The sequence below is a fragment of the Congregibacter brevis genome (genome assembly GCF_045689245.1).
In the GTDB taxonomy this organism is placed as follows: domain Bacteria; phylum Pseudomonadota; class Gammaproteobacteria; order Pseudomonadales; family Halieaceae; genus Congregibacter; species Congregibacter brevis.
On sequence record NZ_CP136865.1, the window covers coordinates 3098450 to 3116348 of the forward strand.

The 17899-nt window shown below is 54.0% G+C and carries 16 protein-coding genes; 13 read left to right on the top strand and 3 right to left on the bottom strand.

What is annotated here, in order from left to right:
• Positions 1-88: 88 nt before the first annotated feature.
• Together R0137_RS13760 and R0137_RS13765 are read right to left on the bottom strand one after the other, a co-directional pair.
• Complete coding sequence (locus tag R0137_RS13760) at positions 89-1192, bottom strand: purine nucleoside permease (RefSeq protein WP_407326978.1); 1104 nt, start codon at positions 1190-1192, stop codon at positions 89-91.
• 46 nt (positions 1193-1238) lie between these two features.
• A complete protein-coding gene (locus tag R0137_RS13765; protein WP_407326979.1) occupies positions 1239-2768 on the bottom strand; it encodes an adenosine deaminase in 1530 nt (509 codons plus the stop codon).
• A gap of 327 nt (positions 2769-3095) precedes the next feature.
• On the opposite strand from R0137_RS13765, the gene puuE reads away from it, so the two are divergent.
• From puuE to R0137_RS13830, 13 genes are all read left to right on the top strand, one after another.
• Positions 3096-4025 (top strand): allantoinase PuuE, encoded by a 930-nt coding sequence (gene puuE, locus R0137_RS13770; protein ID WP_407326980.1) that lies wholly within the window; start codon positions 3096-3098, stop codon positions 4023-4025.
• 12 nt (positions 4026-4037) lie between these two features.
• Entirely contained in the window at positions 4038-4676 is a 639-nt protein-coding gene (locus R0137_RS13775; RefSeq protein ID WP_407326981.1) for a cupin domain-containing protein, read from the top strand.
• Positions 4677-4953: 277 nt separating this feature from the next.
• Positions 4954-7374 (top strand): TonB-dependent siderophore receptor, encoded by a 2421-nt coding sequence (locus R0137_RS13780; protein ID WP_407326982.1) that lies wholly within the window; start codon positions 4954-4956, stop codon positions 7372-7374.
• Between the two features lie 109 nt (positions 7375-7483).
• A complete protein-coding gene (locus tag R0137_RS13785) occupies positions 7484-8458 on the top strand; it encodes an AAA family ATPase (protein WP_407326983.1) in 975 nt (324 codons plus the stop codon).
• Between the two features lie 10 nt (positions 8459-8468).
• The gene (locus tag R0137_RS13790) at positions 8469-9419 is read left to right on the top strand and encodes a DUF58 domain-containing protein (protein ID WP_407326984.1); all 951 of its coding nucleotides are present in this window, start codon (positions 8469-8471) and stop codon (positions 9417-9419) included.
• Complete coding sequence (locus R0137_RS13795) at positions 9416-9919, top strand: DUF4381 domain-containing protein (protein ID WP_407326985.1); 504 nt, start codon at positions 9416-9418, stop codon at positions 9917-9919. Before R0137_RS13790 ends, R0137_RS13795 begins: the two co-directional genes overlap by 4 nt.
• Positions 9912-10904, top strand: coding sequence for a vWA domain-containing protein (locus tag R0137_RS13800; RefSeq protein WP_407326986.1), 993 nt, complete (start codon positions 9912-9914; stop codon positions 10902-10904). The genes R0137_RS13795 and R0137_RS13800 overlap by 8 nt, the downstream gene beginning before the upstream one ends.
• A 13-nt stretch (positions 10905-10917) precedes the next feature.
• Positions 10918-11877, top strand: a complete 960-nt coding sequence (locus tag R0137_RS13805; RefSeq protein ID WP_407326987.1) for a vWA domain-containing protein — start codon at positions 10918-10920, stop codon at positions 11875-11877.
• A gap of 65 nt (positions 11878-11942) precedes the next feature.
• A complete protein-coding gene (locus tag R0137_RS13810; protein WP_407326988.1) occupies positions 11943-12545 on the top strand; it encodes a tetratricopeptide repeat protein in 603 nt (200 codons plus the stop codon).
• Positions 12542-13957 carry a hypothetical protein gene (locus tag R0137_RS13815; RefSeq protein WP_407326989.1) on the top strand — a complete coding sequence of 472 codons (1416 nt, stop codon included), beginning with the start codon at positions 12542-12544 and terminating at the stop codon, positions 13955-13957. Before R0137_RS13810 ends, R0137_RS13815 begins: the two co-directional genes overlap by 4 nt.
• Before the next feature lie 210 nt (positions 13958-14167).
• Positions 14168-15187 carry an adenosine deaminase gene (locus tag R0137_RS13820; RefSeq protein WP_407326990.1) on the top strand — a complete coding sequence of 340 codons (1020 nt, stop codon included), beginning with the start codon at positions 14168-14170 and terminating at the stop codon, positions 15185-15187.
• Between the two features lie 3 nt (positions 15188-15190).
• Positions 15191-16489: an NCS2 family permease gene (locus R0137_RS13825; protein ID WP_407326991.1), complete on the top strand. Its 1299-nt coding sequence runs from the start codon at positions 15191-15193 to the stop codon at positions 16487-16489.
• A 16-nt stretch (positions 16490-16505) separates the two neighbouring features.
• On the top strand, positions 16506-17075 hold the full coding sequence (locus tag R0137_RS13830) for a phosphoribosyltransferase (protein ID WP_405272037.1): 570 nt from the start codon (positions 16506-16508) through the stop codon (positions 17073-17075).
• 7 nt (positions 17076-17082) lie between these two features.
• Here R0137_RS13830 and R0137_RS13835 read toward each other — a convergent pair whose 3' ends face one another.
• Complete coding sequence (locus R0137_RS13835) at positions 17083-17853, bottom strand: SDR family NAD(P)-dependent oxidoreductase (protein ID WP_407326992.1); 771 nt, start codon at positions 17851-17853, stop codon at positions 17083-17085.
• Between the last annotated feature and the right edge of the window lie 46 nt (positions 17854-17899).

The window sequence follows — 17899 nt, forward strand, 5'->3', positions numbered from 1 at the left end:
AAACAAACAAGAACCCCATAGACAAAGACGCTCCTGACGTTGTCAGGAGCATATGCTATCCACATCATGAATCTTACGCGAAGACGCCTTAGGGGGCCGCGATATCCTCGACCGTGGGCGTGCGATCCCGGTAAACATCCCAACCTGCAACCAGTGTATCGATGACTTTCGATCCCACGATGTAAGCTGATTCCAGCGATGCATCAAGGCCCGCGTACCCTTCGTTCTCTGACAAAAGGTTAGTAGCAGCATCAACGCCCGGCGGCGGCATGGTGTAGTTGCTGCCGGTTCGCAGGACCATCATCCGATCGCGGTCCGCACGACCAGCGTTGGTCAACCAGGTGAGCGACTGCATAGTGCCCGTATCTTCCATCGCAGAGGTAACAAAGTTGCCTTCGCCCTCGCTCCAATAATCCACCCAGTCATTCGCCCAGTCGTTCATGATGCTTCCGTGCCAAAAGGTCATAGCGGCCAAATGGTCGCCTTTGAGAACAAAGGGCGCGCGCTGAGCATTGGGGTGCTCGGTGTACAGCTGTCGCGTCTCGTCCAGAGACTCGAAGTCCGGTAACTCGATATCTTTGGTGAGCTGGTAAGCCCACTCGGTAAGCTCAGCGTTGGTTTGGAACATCTCCCCGGTGGGTTCCGGCTTGTTCTCGTCGAAAGGCTTACTGGTATAGCGCGCGATATAGCCGTACTTCCAGTCTTCAGGCATCTCCCGCGGGTCAATCTCATGCGCCAGATCTCCGTCTACCAGATAATCTGCCCATGCGGCGCTACCGATGGACGCATCTTGTGGATCAATGCCCGCGATACCCGCAACCAACCAGTAAGCCTTGCTAACGTCAAAGCGGGGATCCATGCCGAGCATCATCACGGACGCCGTAGACTTCGCGGTGCCGATGCCCGTAACCATCACCATTACGCCGTTCTCACTATCAAAGTGCAGGTCGTGATGTGCTCCAAACTCGAACACTTGATCCAGGTTCCGACGCTCGTTCCAAAGTTGGAACTCCGCCGCCTGATCGCCACTGTCTTCGCCAATTTCGAACATAGTCACGACGACAACTTTGACCGGGATGGGTACAGGAGCGGCCGCCACCGGTACAACGCTCGCCGCGGGTGGCTCCGCCCCGCAAGCAACGAGTAGCGCAGTGAACAATGGCAGGCAAAACAGGGCAAACTTATTTCCCATGGGAATCCTCTCGGTTATCGCTGAAACATTCTATTGGACCGCGACTCTACCATTCACAGAGTTGGTAGCGATCACAGATAAAACCATAGCTCTGCGCAGTTGACGACAAGGCGGCCGATGGTCTGGCTGCGATTTGTCGCGCAAAGTCTTCTATTCGGGTGGTGTAGCGAACTAGCAATTGTGTCTTCGTCGTTTTTGGCAGGAACCCGTGTTCAATGGAGTTCCGACTCAGGAGCAGTATTTCATCCCAACTGAGGTTGAACTCTTTAACCGCCACAAAGAATTCATCAGTGAGATTGCTGTCCCACATACCTCGATCATCTGTCGATAAGGCAACGGGGATATCCGTGCGTAAATACTCAGGGAAAGGATGCTGACTGTAATCACTGACATACTGCAAAAGCAGGTTTGACACCAAGTTGATCTCGACCAGATAGGCACCGTTGCGCATCAAACGCATCGTGTCAGGATCGGTGATGAGGTTAATGCCGTGACCGATACGATCGGCGCCCAGAAGTAAGGTGTCGCGTACATGATCGTTAGGTTCGTCGACCTCCCCTGCATGAATCGAAAGTCGAACGTTGTTGTAGGTCCTACGAAGGTCACGCAAAGTATCGAGAAACCGCAGCGGATACCCCTTATCGTTGTCTTCACGACCCACCATGTTCACTGCGACAAACAGGTCATTGTGGCGGCTGACAAAATCATACAAGTAACGCAGATGCTCATTCGCGCCAGGCAAGAACCTTAGAATTGCCACCTGCAGGCGAACCTCGACCCCTGTTGCCAGCGCATCTGCATCTTGCAATCTTTCCCGGTAAATCTGCGCAACAACATCCGGAGGAATAGACTGCCCCTGGGCACCTATGAACCCGAGAACGCCAATCATGCTCTCCATGTACATCAAACCCTCTGCACCGAAGGCTTGCATGTTGAGCACGAGTGCATCCGCAGCAAGATAAGGGTTGAGATACAGGTCGCCCATGCGCTGCCAGTGCGTTTGAAAAAACTCATCGCGACCTTCGTGGGCTTTGTCCAACCTCAAGCTATCCAGCCAGGCCTCTTTTTCTTGGGGGTTGAGTTCGTCGAGCGGTAAATACTCTTCTTTCTCGCAGGTACTGAGTTTCTCGTAGTTACTCTCCTGAACGTTGACGAACAACATGAGGTAAGGGTTTTCTACGAAGGCGTTGCCTCCATAAGGACGGCAATTATTGATCGTTACGCGCGTGTAATAACGATACCCCCGTTTACTCTGGGCAAGAGCAAGTTCATAAAACCATTCTGAGAGAATCGATCCTGATAGGTGATTGTGTAAATCACCGCCCTTGGGCATGGCGTAAAGAAAACGGTACAACTCTTCATCCGTGGCGTCGCTCTTGAAAGCCTCAAACCACGAAGAAACATCGTCCGAGGGCTGTGGTAGAGCGGCCTGGGCCGAGCCTGCCCCGACGCGAGATCCCACAACAATTATGAGGAAGACCAGCCAGAGGACAACCGCTCTCAATCGACCTGATTGGTTGCGCAGCGATGCAATGTCCAACGCTGATCGTCGTCCGTGTATCAATGTGGCCTGCATAGCTCCCGATCTCTCATAGTTCGACAAGGCTGGGCATCATCCGTCAGTTTAAGTCCCTGAGCAACGCAAGTTCGATGCCACGTGAAAGTTAAGCGGCTTCGGTCGCCCTACAGTCGCCTCATAGCCCATCTGACAGTCCAAATTTCCGTTTAGTTGTCAAAGTAGTATCGAATGCGCACCATGTCGCACTTAATTGGTGCACATCAGGCCCCAAGATGGGGCGCAAACTTGAAGAATGCAGCTTAGCGCCAACTCCACCGAGTGAATGCTTGCCGGTTTAGAGCAGTCCATGCATTCTTAGAACTCAGTCTGGCGGCGGAACTATTTGTGGATCCCACCTCACCCTACCCTCGAGATATGGTCGGTTACGGCCAGCATCCGCCCAAGTTTGCCCTGCCCGGTAACAAGCGCATCGCCGTGCAGTTTGTCGTGAATTACGAAGAGGGTGGAGAGAATTCCGTGCTCCACGGTGACGCAGGCTCTGAAACCTTTCTCTCTGAGATGTTCAACCCCAGCGCCTATGCCGACCGTCATATGAGTATGGAGTCGCTCTATGAGTATGGAAGCCGAGCCGGTTTTTGGAGACTCCACCGCTTATTCGCCGATCGAGGCATACCGGTAACCGTGTTTGCTGTGACCATGGCGCTGGCCCGCAATCCAGAGGCCCTTGCCGCGATGCAGGAAGCGGATTGGGAGATAGCCTGCCACGGCCTGCGCTGGATCAGTTATCAAGAAACGCCACTTGAGATTGAACGCGAGCATATGTCGAGAGCTATCGAATGGCATACCAAACTCACTGGTGAGCGCCCCCTCGGCTGGTACACGGGACGCGACAGTCCAAACACCCGATCGTTGCTTCTGGAGCATCAGGGTTTCTTGTATGACTCGGATTCTTACGCTGATGATCTCCCCTATTGGATTGAGGAATCCGAGCATCCTCATCTGGTGATCCCCTACACGCTGGATACGAACGACATGAGGTTCTCCAGTGCTCAGGGGTTTGCCGATGGCGAACAGTTCTATACCTATCTTCGTGACAGCTTTGACGTGTTGTATGCCGAGGGGATTCATCAACCCAAAATCCTCAACATTGGTCTTCACTGCAGGCTCGCAGGGCGGCCCGGTCGTTTCTTAGCGCTTCAGCGTTTCCTCGATTACGTGCAACAACACGATGATGCCTGGCTGTGCCGCCGAGTGGATATAGCGCGCCATTGGCATGACAACTATTACCCTAGCGATAACCCCAAGTCACCTTGAGGACGACGAATAATGATCTATGCGCTTGCGCCGCGCTCCAACTCACCGCTTTCGTTGGGCTACTACAAAGTCTCGTTAGCCCTTGTTTTTGTGGCAGTGACCGGGCTTGCAAGCCCCTCGCTCGTGGCTGAGCAAAGTGCTGTGACTGCCCAAGAGCTGATCAAGAGGCTAGACCTCGAAGGACACGTTGAGGGCGGTTTTTACCGGCGCACCTACGAAGCCACGGGACAATCGCGAGTCCCCAGCGAAACGGGTGAGCGTTTTAGCATGACCTCTATTTACTATCTGCTGACGGCCGAGGGCCCAGTCGGCCACTTTCATCAAAATCGCTCCGATATTGTTCACTACTTCCACCTCGGTGACCCCATTGAATACGTCTTGATCCACCCAAATGGAGAGCTGGAGACCGTCATCATGGGTCCTGATCCACGCGAGGGTCATCAACTGCAGCTAACGGTCCCCGGTGGCGTCTGGAAAGCGTCGCGGCTCACGACCGGAGAGCAGGGCTACGGCCTTATTAGTGAAGCCGTTAGTCCTGGTTTTGACTACCGTGATATGACCCTCGGTGTGACATCACAGTTATTGGCGACTTACCCCCAACACCGGAGCTATATTGAGCCCCTCAGCAGAGAGTCTGCGCCAGAACGGTAATAATCCGCGGATTATGCAATTGACGCCTAAGGGGTGGCGGCGCACCATCCCAGTGCACGACAGCCTGAAGAAAGCGGGTTTAGCGGCGTTGGATAGCAGTTCTAGGCTGCCCAAAGACCACTCAAACTACTGATAAATATAACGATTTTTTTGGCAGCCATCGGCCGTTGTATTGGCATCAATCGTGCACTACTTTTCGGAGTAGTGCCTAAGTAGTAAAAAAGTAGAGTCTCGCAGCCCATGCCGCTAGACCGCATCATGCATTTGAGGAGAGTTCATGAAGACATTCACCACCCGCAGGCTGCCACTCGCAGCGTCCATAGCCGCGATTATTGCGTCTGTGCCCTTGGCACAAGCGCAACAGGAAGATGCAGTACTGGAAATGGAAGAAGTTGTTGTTACCGGTTCGCTGCGAAGCTTGCCTGGTGAGGACGTGGAAGTTTTTGGTTTTGGTAAATCCTTGCTGGAAACACCGCGCTCAGCATCTACTATCAGTTTTGAGCAGATGGACCGATTCAATATCACGGACATTGATGAACTCGTAGCATTTGCGCCGGGAACGTTTACTCAGTCATTTTTTGGTGTTGCCGGTTCTCTTGACGTTCGCGGCACGCCGGGTGAGACCTACTTCCGTGGCGTACGTCGTCTGGACAACCCGGGTAACTACCCCACGCCAATCGGGGCTTCTGACCGTATCGACATCGTTCGTGGACCAGCATCACCAATTTACGGTCCAGCAAAGATCGGTGGTTATTTGAACTTCAACCCCAAATCAGCACGTGCGGGTTCTGGTGATTACCTGACCGAGACCGAAGGCGCTGTTTCTGTGGAGACAGGCAGCTGGAGCCGCCAGGTTGTTACAGCCGAGGTGGGCGGTCCTATATCCGAGAATATGGGTTATTACCTGTACGGTGAGTTTGAAGACTCTGATAGCTTCTACGACAACACTGCGACAGAGCAGACCATCCTGCAGGCGTCTTTTGACGTCGACCTCTCAGACAATCTGGTTATGCAGTTTGGCGGTATGTACCACGACTACGAAGGTAATCAGGTCGCTGGCTGGAACCGTCTTACTCAAGATCTTATCGACAACGGAACCTACATTACGGGTACCGCGCAGCCTCTCGACGCTGATGGCGATGGACTGATTTCGCACCAGGAGTATTGCGGCGATCCAGGCGGAACTGCCGATTCATGTAACAACTTTGCCATCAACCCGTTCTTTTTTGACCCTTCGTTTGTCACGGCTGATCAGCTCGATCCCATTATTGCCCTTGAGAACGTAGGCACGACGACGCTTGATGAAAGCAATGTTGTGGTAGCGCCAGACGACACACTGGAAAACGAAGTGTTCACTGCCTACCTCGATTTCGTTTACACGGCGGACAGCGGTTTGGAAATCAAGAACCAGTTGTTCTACGAGTCATACGAGAACCTGAATGAAAACGCCTACGGCTTTTCTCAGTACCACGACTCTTTTGTTATCGAAGACAAACTCATTTTCGCCTACGAGCTACAGACCGGCAGCCTGACCTCCTCACTGCAGTTCTCCCCGTCCATTCGTTACACGGACTTTGAGCACGGTGATGACTACATCAACGAGTATTTCGACCGTCGTGACCTGAGCATCCCCTCTTCTGAGCGGGACGCGTCTCTCGATGCTCGACTTCTGGCGACACGTATCGACGATGACTACACCGAGTTCTACGAGGGTGATTACCTCGACTTTGGCTTGGCGTTGTTAGGTGATTTCACGTGGGACAACGGTTTTGCGGTCACCATAGGCTTGCGTCAGGACTGGATCGATGGCGAGTCATCGTCTGATCCCACAAAGCTCCTTTACGATTCAGGCTTTGTAGGCGTGCTGCAGGCAGACGACACGGAGTCGCTCACCTCCTGGTCCTTCAGCGCAAGCTGGACAACTGACTTCGGTCTGGTCCCCTACATAACCCTGTCCGAGCAGGGCACGGTGATTGCAGGTCAGGGCGCGGAGCTTCAGACGGGCAACGTTGCCAATGGCAACTGGACGGACACCTCAGAGCTGAAAGAGATCGGCATCAAAGGTAGCTTCCTGGACGATTCGTTGTACTTTGCGCTGTCGTTCTACGAGCAGGAGCGTACAGACTTTTCTGCACAGGCGATTGTGACCAACTCAGCTGACCTTACAGAAGGTACTGAGGCGGAACTTCGCTGGGTAGTGAACGAAAACTTCATCGTTACCGCCGGCTGGACCAACGTAACCGTTGAGAACCTGGATGCGCAGGATAACGACAACCGTCGTTTCAGCTTCCTGGGCGCAGACGATATGATCAATCTAGTTGATCCGTCGCTGGCTTTTGGTGGCGCAGTGGTTGGCCTACCACAGTCTCCCCAAGCCTCACGTAAGGCGGGTATTCCGGAGAACGTCTACACCTTAACTGCAACCTACGCATTCGAAAATGGTCTGGCATTCAGTGGAAGCATCATTGACGTCGACGCGGTTGATTCAGGCTTCTCCCAGGCTGTGCAGTTGCCTGCCTACACCTTGGTTAATGCAGGCGTCTCCTTTGAGACCGAGAACTGGACTTTCCAGCTCAACGGCAAGAACCTGACAGACGAGCGGTACTTCCGGGCGAACTTCCCGAACCTGTTCGGCTCTCAGATTGTTCTTCCTGAGCTGCCTCGGAACTTCCAGGCACGTGTAGCCTACAAGTTCTAAGCTCTAGTCCAAAAGGCTCAAAGCAAGCATGTAAAGCCCTCTTCGGAGGGCTTTTTTTTGTCTCTCTGGTCTGTGAGACTAGCGCTCTCAACAACATCGGATAGCCCTCATGAGTAGTGATCTGCACAACGCCTTCGAGCAACTTGACGCCGCAATCAATCGCGCCGTCATCGGACAGGAGTCCGTCGTTCGCACGCTAATCATCGCGCTGCTAACCAACGGCAATGTTCTTCTGGAAGGCCTTCCGGGGACCGCAAAAACGCGCTCTGTAAGAACCCTCGCTCGAGTGCTGGATGCGAGTCTTGGCCGAATCCAATTTACACCCGACCTGCTGCCGTCGGATGTCACGGGCACCGAAATCTATCAAGAGTTCGAGGGCAAGCAGGAACTGCGCTTTCAGCAGGGCCCCATTTTCAACAATGTTGTTCTCGCCGATGAAATTAATAGGGCCCCAGCGAAAGTTCAGGCAGCTCTTTTAGAGGCGATGGAAGAGCGTACCGTCACCGTCGCAGGCAAGAGCTACGCACTCCCGCCTCTGTTTATGGTGTTGGCCACCCAGAACCCCATCGAGCAAGAAGGCACCTATCCCCTGCCTGAAGCGCAAATGGATCGCTTCATAATGAAGATTACTGTGGACTATCCAGACGACAGCGCCGAGGAAGGCATTATCCGTCTAGTTCGCGGAGAAGAGACCAAAGACGATTCCATTGAAGAGCCGAGATTATCTCAGGAGCTGGTTTTTCAGGCTCGTGAAGCAATGTCTGCGATTAGCGTGTCGCCAAATATCGACAAGTACATCGTCGCCCTGGTGATGGCAACACGTGACCCCGCTCGTTATCCCGAATCCCGCCTTCAAGATTGGATTCGCGTAGGCTCAAGTCCGCGAGCGAGTATCGCCCTAGATAAGTGTGCCCGGGCGAGCGCGTGGCTAGCAGGCCGAGACTACGTAGACCCTGAAGACGTTCGGGCCGTGGCTCATTCCGTTCTCTGTCACCGCATGATCCTCAGCTACGACGCCTTGGCGGAATCTGTAGACAGCTATGCGGTTATCGATGAAATTCTCCGTCAGGTGGCCGCTGCCTAAGGCAACAACCATGTCCTGGCTATCGCGCAAACAACAGGCTCCCAACCTTGAAGACAATCGTATTGCGGTCAGTCTTGAACATCTGCGCGCGCTGGAATTTAAGGCCCGGGGTTTTTCCTTTCTACCGCGGCAACCCGTACGCAGCATTCTCACGGGGCGACATGGTTCCCGTTTGCGCGGTCGAGGCCTGAACTTTGAAGAGCTGCGACACTATCGTCCTGGGGATGATATCCGCACTATGGACTGGAAGGTCACTAACCGGACGGGTAAACCCCATGTTCGGGTCTACACCGAAGAGCGAGAACGTCGCGTTCATCTTCTAATAGATCAACGTGTCAGCATGTTCTTTGGTAGTCAAAGAGCCATGAAGTCCGTTGTTGCTGCAGAAATCGCAGCGCTGGCAGCCTGGAGAGTCCTCTCCTCCGGCGACCGTCTCGGCGGAGTAATTTTTGATGACCACGATTGCTACACCATTCCTCCCCGGCGCAGTCGCGACAGCGTTATGGAGATGCTCTCTCGATTAGCAAAAACCAATGCAGCTCTCGCCGCTGGACAGCCTTCTCAAGCATCACAGCTTAACGTTGCCATGAATAATCTGGCGCGAGAACTCTCTCACGATGCACTAGTGATTTACATCGGCGATGGCTTCGGCTGGAATGACCGAAGCGACGAATTATTGAAGCAGATGAGCATGCACAACGATGTTATCGTCATCAACGTTTTCGATCCCGCAGAAGTTGAGTTGCCCAGGCTCGACGAGCTCATTGTTTCTGACGGTGAAATGCAGATCGCTGTGTCGGGCAATCGCGCCCGTTTGGATGAGAGCTTCCGTGAAAGCTTTAACGAGCATGTTGCTCATATGCAGGACGTGCTTCGCCGCTATGGCCTCCCTTTAATCAACATCGACTGCGCTGAAGATCCCATGAATCAGCTACTCAAAGCGCTGGGATCGGGGCGATGACAGAATTGTTTGGCCCGGGCTGGGGCAACTACGCGATTCGGGGCATCATCGAAACGTCCGTTCCAGAGAAGGTTTCTTTGTGGCCGAGTACGCCTGGGTGGTGGATACTTTTGGCCTTGGTCATCTTTGGGAGCGTCTACTGGGGATTGGCCCGTTGGCAAAACCATTTAAGAAACCGCTATCGGCGGGAGGCGAAGTTAGCCCTCGATGGCCTAGAAGCCGCTTATCTTTCGGGCGACCAGCAATCGCTTCGCAAGCTTGCTCCCCTTCTTCGTGCCACCGCGATTGCGGCGACGGGACAACGCCAAGAACTTGCCAGTGCAAAGGGCGATGCCTGGCAGCAAGCTCTACAAAAACTCGCACCAAAGCTCCCGCCCTTGCCGGTGTCTGAGCTGGACGCTCTGGCCTATCAGCCGCTGAACACACAAGGTAGCAATATCGAATCGCTGTTTACGCAACTGAGGGTGTGGATCTCTGCCCACGAGTGCCGCAATGATTGAATTCACGCTGCCATGGGCTTTCGCGCTGCTGGCCTTACCTTTTCTCGTGCGGTGGTTAAGCCCGCCTCATCGAGAGAGTCAGGACTCGCTGCAAGTGCCCTACTTTCAGCGCCTGGTGTTGTTAAGCGGTGAAACCCCACGGTCAGGTGCGAGCGTACTGCGCCGCCGGCGAATACAGGCGCTGTTCAGTATTCTTGCCTGGTGTCTTCTTGTTGTCGCCGCCGCCCGACCCGAATGGGTGGGAGAGCCCATCAACGTCGAGAAATCCGCTCGCGATCTGATGCTAGCTCTTGACCTATCAGGCTCCATGGACGCCCGCGACTTCAACAATGAAGAGGGCGAGCAACAAAACAGGCTGAGCGCAGCGAAAGTCGTGCTGCGAGACTTTGCGGCACAACGTGAGGGAGATCGTCTCGGGCTGATCGTGTTTGGAAACGCCGCTTACCTTCAGGCGCCGTTCACCGACGACATCCCTACGTGGCTGACATTATTGGACGAAAGCGAAGTCGCTATGGCCGGGCAAAGCACCGCGCTGGGCGACGCAATCGGTTTGGCGATCTCTTTGTTTCAATCCTCTGAAACCAGTAATCGGGTGCTTATCGTCCTCACCGATGGTAATGATACCGGCTCTCGCGTTCCCCCCGTCGACGCGGCCACCATCGCGGCCACCAACAACGTCACGATCTATACCGTCGCTGTCGGTGACCCATCCACTATTGGCGAGGAGGCTCTGGACCTGGAGACTCTCATCGCCATAGCAGACCTTACAAAGGGAGCCAGCTTTCAAGCGTTGGACAGCGAAGGACTGCAAATAGCCTATGACGAAATCAATCGTCTAGAACCCGCGAAGTACGACTCGCTATCCTATCGGCCACGAACTAGCCTTTTTCACATGCCGCTCGCATGCTTCGCTATTTTGTGCCTCATAGCATTACCCTTTTTCGCGTTGCGAGGCTGGCGTCGCCAGAAGACAGTCCGTGTTTGATTGGGCGACGCTAATGCAGTTCCACTTTCTGCGACCCTATTGGTTGCTGCTTATCGTGCCCTTTGCGGTATTAAGTGTGATTCAATGGCGTCGTAGCGACCTGGGTAAACAGTGGGAGCCCGTGATCGCTCCTCACTTGCTACCGTCAATGATAGTGCCAGGTAGCCAGCGACGGTTGTTCTCGCCGCTGTGGGTATCAATCATTTTGGGACCTCTCCTCGCCGTCACCGTCGCCGGGCCTAGTTGGCAGCGTGGTGACTCTCCCTTCGCGCAGGATGCAGCAGCCTTAATTATCGCCGTCGATCTCTCGGCTTCAATGAAGGAACCTGACTTACAACCCAGTCGCCTGCAACGCGCCCGCGACAAAATTCTCAAGCTCGCACAGTCGCGTGGAGATGCTTACACCGCGCTCATCGCCTATTCGGGCAGCGCCCATACGGTCCTGCCGCTTAGCAACGACTCCAACATGCTACTGCACTACCTTGATGCCCTGGATGTGGGCATGCTCCCGCGCCGGGGAAAGGCCCCCGAGAAGGTGCTACCCATCGCGGATAAACTATTGGCTAATCGAGGTAATGGAGGCAGTCTGCTTATTGTAGGCGATGGTGCTGGAGAGGAATCCGCAGCACTGTTTGGAGAATGGGCTGACGCAACCGACACGCAACTTTTGGTTTGGGGCATGGGGAAAACCCAGTCGCAGTTAGATGAGGATGCCGCACGCGGCTTAGCGGCAAGAGCGCAGCCCCTTCAGGAAGCACAGCTGCGGGCAATCAGTAGTGCTGGAGGCGGCCACTACGAGCAAGTGAGTGTCGATGACCGCGACCTTAGAAGCTTGGAGCGTCGGATAAATCGCCACTATCAGCTTAGCGAGGATAGTGCCCGCCCCTGGATAGATGGAGGTATCTACCTGCTCCCACCTATCATGCTCCTCTTCTTGCTGTGGTTTCGCCAGGGCTGGGTTCTCCGATGGTAAACTGGAGTTCATCTTGGCGGCACCGTTTGACGGCGCGCAAGTATTTGCTGCTGCTAGGGGCGGTCGTGATCGGCTGGGCCCTGAGCAACCCTCAAGGCTTCCTCAATCTGTGGCTCACCCCTGACCAGCAAGGTCGCTTATGGTTCGCCTACGGTGACTATGAACGCGCCGGACGAAGTTTTGAAAACCCTCGTTGGCGAGGAATGAGTTTGTATGCCGCGGAGGATTTCTATGCCGCCGCGCAGTATTTTTCGCAGTATCAAGACGCTGAATCTCTGCTCGCGAGAGCAAACTCTCTCGCTCAGGCTAGAGAGTATCTGGATGCCCGCGATGCTTACGAGGAACTCGCTGAACGCTATCCCGAGCACCCTGCTCCTCCCGTGAACATTCCAATAATTCAAGAGCTCATCGACGCTAACCGAGAACTATCTGAGAGCCAGGTTTCCGAATCCGGCGACATGTCCTCAGATAATGATGATGGTCCCCGCTCTTCAGAGGGTGACGAACGACTAACGAATGTGGAAAGAGAGCAACTGTCAGCACAACAACTACTCGACGACCCGGGCTTGACCGAAATGTGGCTCAGGCAGGTACAACGGAATCCTTCCGAATTCCTGAGCACCAAGTTTGACCTGCAGTTACGTCGTCGAGAGGCAGGCACACCATGAGGCTGTTATCGAGACGCGAGGACAAATTCTTCGAGCGGTTATCGATTCCTGATGAGGCGTTCCGAAAGAGTCTGAAAGGCATTGTGCTAGTTCTGATGATGGCAGCGGCTTTTGCACCGCACCGTCTTAGTGCCATGACTTTGGAGCAACTTCGTGAGGACGACATGCTCCGTACAAGCGTGACTGTCGATTCGAACGACGGGCTTTACCAACGAGCGCCCTTTGTCCTGGTTATCGAAGTGGCTACCGCCCGTTGGTTTAGCCGCGGCACCCGCGTTGAAGATTTTCGTATCCCAGGCGCCGTTGTTAGGCCGGTATCAAACTTTGCTGACAATAGCTCGAGGCGGATTAACGGAGAAACCTGGAGCATACAGCGATGGCGTTTCCGCGTTTTTCCCAGAGAAGCAGGTATCCTCGACATACCGCCCTTAGAGTTGTTTGCGTCAGTGAACACAGCAACGGACGGTACAGTCGAGGGCGATCTTAAGCTGGACCCATTACAAGTTGAAATTCAGCGTCCGGCAGAGGCCGACGACTCGGCACCCTGGATAGCAACGCCGGACTTAAGTATCGAACAAAGCTGGGAAGGAGAGCTCGAAAGCTACATCCCGGGCGATGCGATTACGCGCAAGCGGCGTTTTGTGGTTCAGGACGCGCCTGCGATGATGCTGGAGTCTTCAAAGGTAAGCGACATCCCTGGGCTGTCGATCTACGAGGCTCCCGCAACGGTCTCAGACCAGAGCGACCGCGGCAAACTGGTCGGAACGCGGGAAGAAACCTTGGTCGTAACATTCGAGTCACCCGGAATCTACCATTTGCCCGGTCTTGAATACGCTTGGTTCAACACGGATAGCAAAGAGTTCGAAACAATTTCGCTTCCAGCTCTCGAAGTAGAGGTTGTTGCATCGACGCCACAGTCGACGGAAAAAGATAAGGCTTTTCACTTTTCGATCAGCGCGCCCGTGATCTTGGCGACCATCGCGACGCTCGTCATCATTGCCGCGCTTTGGTTAACGCGAGGCTCCACCATTTCCCTAAAGCTTCGGGCTGCTATCAACGCGAGACGACAACGTCGTGCAAACTATCAGGGGTATCTTCAGGCGCTACGGAGTCAGAATAGCGCCTTGTGTGTACAGCTTCTTTACGGACAACTCCCCCAGACTGACTCTACGCTCCAGTTAAGAGAGGCCGTGAAAGCCACAGATTTGAAACGCAAGGGCGCCACCGCAGCGAATGGGGAGAACGGCATCGAGCGCAGTTTGGAGCTTCTCCTTGAACATGCCTATGGAGGAGGCAGTCTAATGCCAGATCAAGGCGCCGCGATTGAGCTTTGGAGAGCCTTGAGTCATCCGAGCAGCGGCGATCCTTATCTAGCAGAGCTACATCTTAACCCCTTGTCTTCGACGCTCTGAGGAGAGCTAAATAGGTCGGCTAGGGCCAAGCAAACAGGCCTCCAACAAGCTAACCGCGAGCGTCGTTCGGTGGCATAATCTTTGCGGGCACGTATTAGAAATAAAAGGTCAATACCGTCGGCGGCAATCCTGATTTTAGGATTGATTGCGCAAGTGATTGCGCAGTAAGTGCCCGGGTAATTCTCACCACTGAATCGTAACGGAGTGGATATGCAGTCCCCAGAAAACCAGTCTATGCTCGACTTTGTTCAAAAGCTTCCTAAGGCTGAGCTACACGTGCACCTTGAGGGAACCCTTGAGCCTGAGCACATTTTCAGCCTCGCTCAGCGCAATGGAATCGAGCTGGAGTACAAAACTCCAGATGAAGTAATTGCTGCCTACGACTTCCACGACCTGCCTTCGTTTCTTTCGATCTACTATGCCGCGATGGATGTGTTGCGCACCGAAGAAGACTTTTATGAACTTGCGCTTCACTACTTCCAGCGGGCAGCGGCACAGAACGTGGTCTACGTAGAGCCGTTTTTTGACCCGCAGGCTCATACCAGCCGTGGGGTCGCTTTTGAAACCGTTATCAACGGAATACACCGGGCACAGCAAGAAGCGGCGGCAAGCCTAGGCGTGGAAAGTAATTTGATCCTGTGTTTTTTGCGTGACATGAGCGCCGAGTCTGCTGCCGAACACCTGGAGATGGCTATACCCCACATAGATAAACTGATTGGGGTAGGTTTAGATTCCGACGAGAAGGATAACCCACCTGCGAAGTTTGCGGAGGTCTTTGCAAAAGCCCGGGAATTGGGTTTGAAACTCACCATGCACTGTGATGTGAACCAGAAAGACATCCTTGAACACATCGAAGAATGTCTCGACTTGATTAAAGTCGACCGCATTGATCACGGTATAAACGCACTAGAAGATGACGCGCTGTGCACCGAGATTGCGCGCCGCGGCCTCGGGTTAACCGTCTGCCCCGTTTCTAATCGCTTTGTGGTGCAGAACCTTACCGGGGACGAAATACGAAAAATGTTATCCAAAGGAATGAAGGCCACCATCAACTCCGATGATCCCGCCTATTTCAGAGCCTATATGAACGAAAATTTCATGGCTCTGGTGGAGGACGCGGACTTTTCAAAGGACGAAATCACCACCCTGACTCGGAATGCTTTCGAGGTGAGCTGGATGAGCGACAGCAAGAAGTCCGCATACCTGTCGCGTCTCGAGAAGGTGCAATAAGTCATGCGCAATGCCATCGATCGATTCTTCGGACTAACCGAACATAACAGCAGCATCCGACAAGAAGTGCTCGCGGGCGTAACCACGTTCCTTGCCATGGCGTACATCACCGTGGTTAACCCGGGCATATTGTCCGCTGCGGGTATGGACTTTGGTGCAGTATTTGTAGCGACGTGCCTCGCCGCTGCACTGGGCACCGCCATCATGGGGCTTTACGCCAATTATCCCGTCGCCCAGGCCCCAGGCATGGGTCAAAACGCGTTTTTCACCTACGGCGTGGTTTTGGGATTGGGCCACACTTGGCAAAGCGCCCTCGGAGCGGTATTTGTTTCGGGCCTTATTTTTATTGTTTTGTCGGTACTTCCGGTGCGGGAGTGGCTCATCAATGCGATCCCCCGTTCTCTCAAGCTTGGTATATCAGCGGGAATTGGGTTTTTCCTTGGTATCATCGCCCTTTCGGGCAGCGGGATAATCGTTAGTAACGAAGCGACTATTGTAGGCCTCGGGGATCTGACCGAAACCCCCGCTATTTTTATGCTCCTTGGTTTTGTACTCATCGCCGCGCTCTCAGCTCGGCGCACTGTGGGAGCAGTCGTGATCGGTATGCTTGTGGTAACGGTGTTGGGCTGGCTCACCGGAGCCGCTGAATTTCAGGGTGTCGTCTCTATGCCACCCCCGATGACGTCATTTTTAGAACTCGATATCGTCGGTGCTCTCGACCTGTCCATGGTCACGGTCATCCTCACCTTATTGCTAGTGGACGTTTTTGACACCGCGGGCACCTTGGTGGGCGTGGCGAACCGAGCAGGAATGCTTGACAAGAAAGGCCATTTACCGCGGTTACGACGAGCACTGCTCTCTGACTCCAGTGCAACCGCTGTAGGAGCTGTGCTGGGTACATCCTCAACGACCAGCTTTATCGAAAGTGCCGCGGGCGTAGAAGCTGGGGGCCGGACCGGATTAACCGCCTTAACTACCGCCGGGCTCTTTTTGCTTTGCCTTTTCATCGCGCCTCTGGCCCAGAGTGTTCCGGGCTTCGCTACGGGAGCCGCCCTGCTCTTCGTTGCCACAATTATGGCAAGAGCGCTTGAAGATCTGGAGTGGGGCGACGTTGCAGAAAGTGCCCCGGCAATAGTGACGGCTATTGCAGTCCCCTTGAGCTACTCCATCGCCGACGGAATTGGTCTGGGATTCATCACTTACGCTCTAATAAAAATAGCCTCTGGCAATGCCAGTCGCTGCCCAATGGCCGTCTACGTAGTTGCCGGGATCTTTATGCTAAAGTTCGGTTTTCTCTCCTGAGCATGGCTAACTATTGATGGATAAAGTCTATATTTCCGCGAATGACTTACTGCTTGATTCTTTTCGCTTGGGCGAAAAAATCTTTGCCAGCGGCTTCAGACCAGACTTCATCATAGGCGTTTGGCGCGGAGGCGCCCCGGTTGGTATCGCGATTCAGGAGTATCTGGAATACGTTGGCGTGGAGTCTGATCACATCGCCATTCGCACTTCCTCGTACACTGGCATTAATCAACAGGAAAAGACCGTTCGGGTGCATGGGCTGGATTACATCATCGACAACGTAAATGCCAACGACGATGTCTTACTCGTTGACGATGTGTTTGATTCCGGTCGTAGCGTCAAGGCTATCTTCGACAAAATGAACGCCAAGTGTCGCCGAAACATGCCTCAGAATATGCGGGTGGCCACACCCTGGTACAAGCCGTCCAAGAACGTTACGGATATCAAACCGGATTACTACGTCCACGAAACCGATGCGTGGCTGGTGTTCCCCCACGAACTCGTAGGGCTTACTCAACAAGAAATCATCGATAACAAGGGTCCCCTTGCGAAGACCCTAGAAACTCGACTAAAGAGCGCCAGCTAAAAGCAGCCTAGCGAGGCTGCATGCGAATAGCGCCATCCATACGGATTGTTTCGCCATTGGTGTAGTCATTTTCTACGATGTACTGCGACAGGTGTGAGATCTCATCAGGCTTACCAAGGCGCTTAGGGTAGACGGGCTGTGCCGCCAGACTGTCGTAGGCCTCCGTTGGCAGAGACTCGAACAGCGGCGTATGGATAAGCCCCGGTGCAATAGTATTCACTCGGATTCCCAAGGACGCGAGATCCCGTGCGATGGGCAGAGTCATCCCCACTATTCCACCTTTTGACGCGCTGTATGCCGCTTGACCAACCTGTCCCTCAAACGCCGCCACAGACGCCGTGTTGATAATTACGCCGCGAGCGCCATCTTCATTGATCGGGTCTTGCTTCGCCATTTGCGCTGCGGCGAGACGCAGAACATTGAAAGTACCAATAAGGTTCACATCGATGACTTTCTTGAAACGCGCCAACTCCACAGGCTCTCCGCGGCTGACCGTTTTGGCGGCATCACCAATACCCGCGAAGTTGTTGCAGATGTGCACGGCACCAAAGGCCTCCACCGTAGCAGCAACAGCCTCCGCGACCTGGTCCTCATCCGCCACATTCACCTGGCGATAGATGACATCTGCGCCTAGCTCGTTCACGAGGGCATTGCCCCGCGCTTCGTTCATGTCAAAAATCGCAACCTTCGCGCCCAGACCAAGATAGCGACGCACGGTGGCTTCTCCCAAGCCGGAAGCTCCGCCGGTGACAATCGCTACTTTTCCATTGATATCCATATCTTGTTTGCTCCAATAAACCCTTTTAAGTAAATCCGACTCTGGC